3 protein-coding genes are annotated in these 3,843 nt (G+C 73.8%); 2 read left to right on the top strand and 1 reads right to left on the bottom strand.

What is annotated here, in order from left to right:
• Positions 1-334 precede the first annotated feature (334 nt).
• Together greA and FNQ90_RS15405 are read left to right on the top strand one after the other, a co-directional pair.
• Positions 335-832, top strand: a complete 498-nt coding sequence (gene greA / locus FNQ90_RS15410; RefSeq protein ID WP_143623142.1) for a transcription elongation factor GreA — start codon at positions 335-337, stop codon at positions 830-832.
• Between the two features lie 114 nt (positions 833-946).
• Positions 947-3,031: a thioredoxin domain-containing protein gene (locus tag FNQ90_RS15405; RefSeq protein WP_182606905.1), complete on the top strand. Its 2,085-nt coding sequence runs from the start codon at positions 947-949 to the stop codon at positions 3,029-3,031.
• A 31-nt stretch (positions 3,032-3,062) separates the two neighbouring features.
• Here FNQ90_RS15405 and trhA read toward each other — a convergent pair whose 3' ends face one another.
• On the bottom strand, positions 3,063-3,704 hold the full coding sequence (trhA, locus tag FNQ90_RS15400; protein WP_182606906.1) for a PAQR family membrane homeostasis protein TrhA: 642 nt from the start codon (positions 3,702-3,704) through the stop codon (positions 3,063-3,065).
• Between the last annotated feature and the right edge of the window lie 139 nt (positions 3,705-3,843).

Below are 3,843 nucleotides of genomic sequence, written 5' to 3'. Positions count from 1 at the left end.
GTCCCGTTCCCTCCGTGGTCGCGCCCCTCCCCTCCGTCCCCGGGTGGAAGCGCCGCGGGCCGCCACGCGGCGGACATCCGGTCACCCCCGGGGGTGACACCGCCCGCCCCGGCGGGGCCCACCGCGACGCGGTGTCGCCCCCGTGACGACCGGGGGAACGGATCACGACCCGGCGTCGAACAGTCGATTGCCGGTTTGCCGACGACCCCGCAGGGTAATTCCAGGGCGACTCGATCGCCTCTTCGGTACGATTGATGTTTCGCCCACCCGGGGCGTCACCGCCTTCCGGGTCGGGCCTTGTTTGTATTCCGCCAAAAGTTCCTAGGAGCCACTTGTGACCCAGACCAGCGAGAGCGTCACCTGGTTGACCCAGGAGGCGTACGACCAGCTCAAAGCCGAGTTGGAGTACTTGTCGGGTCCCGCACGCACCGAGATCGCCAAGAAGATCGAGGCCGCCCGCGAGGAGGGCGACCTCAAGGAGAACGCGGGATACCACGCGGCCAAGGAGGAGCAGGGCAAGCAGGAGGCGCGCGTGCGCCAACTGGAGCACCTGCTGCGGACCGCCAAGGTGGGCGAGGCCCCGGCGGACACGGGTGTGGTCGCCCCCGGCATGGTCGTCACCATCGCCTTCGACGGCGACGAGGACGACACGATGACCTTCCTCCTGGCGTCCCGGGAGTTCGCGACCTCCGACATCGAGACGTACTCCCCGCAGTCGCCCCTCGGCGGCGCGGTGACCGGCAAGCGAGCCGGTCAGGAGGCCCGGTACGAGTTGCCGAACGGCAAGATGGCCATGGTCAAGGTCATCGACGCGAAGCCCTACCAGTCCTGAGCCCGTCACCGGGCGTCGGCCCGGTCCGACGCCCGGTGGCCTCCGGGTGTCGGGAGACAACCCTCCCCATCCCACCGTCGAGCCGGCGGACGCGGTCTCCGGCAGGATGGGTCCATGGCCAACCGACTCGCCGAAGAGACCTCGCCCTACCTCCTGCAGCACGCCGACAATCCGGTGGACTGGTGGCCGTGGTCGCCCGGGGCCTTCGAGGAGGCCCGTCGCCGGGACGTACCGATCCTGCTGAGCGTCGGGTACGCGAGCTGTCACTGGTGCCACGTGATGGCACGGGAGTCCTTCGCCGATCCGGATGTCGCCGCCTACCTCAACGACCGCTTCGTGGCGGTCAAGGTGGACCGCGAGGAGCGGCCCGACGTGGACTCCGTCTACATGGACGCCGTGCAGGCCGCCACCGGGCAGGGCGGCTGGCCGATGACCGTCTTCATGAACGCCGAGGGCGAACCCTTCTACTTCGGCACCTACTTCCCCCCGGAGCCGCGCCACGGCATGCCGTCCTTCCGGCAGTTGCTGGAGGGCGTGCACACCGCCTGGAGCGACCGCCGCGAGGAGGTGGGGAACGTCGCCGGACGCATCGCCCGCGACCTGGCGGGGCGGCGGGGCCCCCGCGACTTCCCCGAACCGCCGGGACCGGCCGAGCAGGCGGCGGCCCTGCTCCAGCTGAGCCGGGAGTTCGACGCCGCGCGCGGCGGCTTCGGCGGCGCGCCGAAGTTCCCGCCCTCCATGGTGCTGGAGTTCCTGCTCCGCCACCACGCCCGCACCGGCGCGGACGGTGCGCTGGAGATGGCGCGCCGCACCTGTGACGCGATGGCCCGCGGCGGCATCCACGACCAGCTCGGCGGGGGGTTCGCCCGGTACTCGGTGGACGCGGAGTGGACGGTCCCCCACTTCGAGAAGATGCTCTACGACAACGCCCTGCTGTGTCGGGTGTACACCCACCTGTGGCGCGCGGACGGCACCTCGTGGGCCCGTCGGGTCGCCCTGGACACCGCCGACTTCATGATCCGCGAGCTGCGCACCCCCGAGGGCGGGTTCGCCTCCGCGCTGGACGCCGACAGCGCCGACCCGGCCGACCCGGACGGGCCGCACATCGAGGGCGCCCACTACGCCTGGACACCCGCGGAGGTCCGCGACGCACTGGCCGGGCTGGACGAGGAGACCGTGACCGCAGCCCTCGACCTGTTGGGCGTCACGCGGGAGGGCACCTTCGAGGAGGGGCGCTCGGTGCTCCGCCTCCCCCCGGCCCCCGGGGGCGGGACGGGGGACGGCGCGGAGGACGACCCGGCCGAGGCCCTCCCCGTCGAGGTGCGCCGCCGGCTGTTGGCCGCCCGCGACCGCCGGCCGCGCCCGGCGCGGGACGACAAGGTCGTCGCGGCCTGGAACGGTCTGGCCATCGCCGCGCTCGCGGAGGCGGGGGCCTGCTTCGACCGACCGGACCTCGTGGAGGCCGCGGAGCGCGCCGCCGACCTGCTCATCGGCCGGCACCTGGACGCCGAGGGCCGGCTGACCCGCACCTCGCTGGGGGGCGAGCCGGGACGCGGCGCCGGTGTGCTGGAGGACTACGCGGACGTCGCCGAGGGCTTCCACGCCCTGTACGCGGTGACGGGGGAGTCGGCCTGGCTCGACCTGGCGGGCACCCTTCTGGAGGTCGTGCTCACCCGCTTCCGGGACGCCGACGGCTCGCTGTACGACACGGCGGACGACGCCGAGCGCTTGATCCGGCGCCCGCAGGACCCCACGGACGGCGCCACCCCCTCCGGGTGGACGGCCGCCACCGGGGCTCTGCTGACCCATGCCGCCCACACCGGCGAGCCCCGTTACCGGGAGGCGGCCGAGCGGGCCCTGGGCATCGTCACGGCCCTGGCGCCCCGGGCACCCCGCTTCGCCGGATGGGGACTGGCGGTGGCCGAGGCGGCGCTGGACGGCCCGCGCGAGGTGGCCGTGGTGGGCCCGCCCGGGGATCCGCTCCGCGCCGAGCTGCACCGGGTGGCGCTGCGCTCCACCGCGCCGGGCGCGGCGGTGGCGCTCGGTGAGCCGGACGACCCGGGGACCACGCCGCTGCTGCGCGACCGCCCGCTGCGGGAGGGGCGGGCGACGGCGTATGTGTGCCGGAACTTCGTCTGCTCCGCGCCCACCACCGACCCGGGGGAACTGGCCGAGCGGCTGCGTCCCGACCTCCCCTGACCCCGAGGCCTCCGGGATGCGCGGCCGGGGATCAGCCCGCCCCGTAGGCGACCAGCGAGATCCCCACGTAGTGCACGACGAACGCCGCGAGGGTGAGCGAGTGGAAGACCTCGTGGAAGCCGAACCACCGGGGGGAGGGGTTGGGGCGCTTGATCCCGTAGACGACCCCGCCCGCGCTGTAGAGCAGGCCGCCGACCACGACCAGGACCATGACCGCGATGCCGCCCGCGCGCAGGAAGTCGGGCAGGAAGAAGACGGCGGCCCACCCCATGGCGAGATAACAGGGGGTGTAGAGCCAACGCGGTGCCCCCACCCAGAAGACCCGGAAGACGATGCCGGCCGCGGCGGCGATCCAGATGCCCCACAGCAGCATCTGTTGCCGGCCGTCCTCCAGCAGCAGGATCGTCAGCGGCGTGTAGGTGCCGGCGATGATCAGGAAGATGTTGGCGTGGTCGAGCCGGCGCAGCACGGCCATGGCCCGCGGTCCCCACCGCCCCCGGTGGTACAGCGCGCTGACGCCGAACAGCAGGCAGGCCGTGAGGGTGTAGACCGCGCAGGCCAGCCGCCCCTCCGGGGTCTGCGCGAGGGCCGTGAGCAGGATGCCCGCCACCAACACGGCGGGGAACATCCCGGCGTGCAGCCAGCCGCGCAGTCGGGGCTTGATGAATTCCATCGCCGCGCCGGGAGCGGTCTGCGCCCGGTCGTCGGCGGTTCCGTCCGCCACGGCGACGGCTGTGGCCGGGGGAGCCCCCGGCGTGTCCTGGTGGGGGAGACGCGCCCGGGGCGCGTCCGCCGGTGGGGAGGGTCGGGGG

The organism is Streptomyces alkaliphilus (assembly GCF_014141535.1).
GTDB lineage: Bacteria > Actinomycetota > Actinomycetes > Streptomycetales > Streptomycetaceae > Streptomyces > Streptomyces alkaliphilus.
Note: the sequence above shows the minus strand (reverse complement) of the source record. Positions and strands in the feature narration are given on the sequence as shown.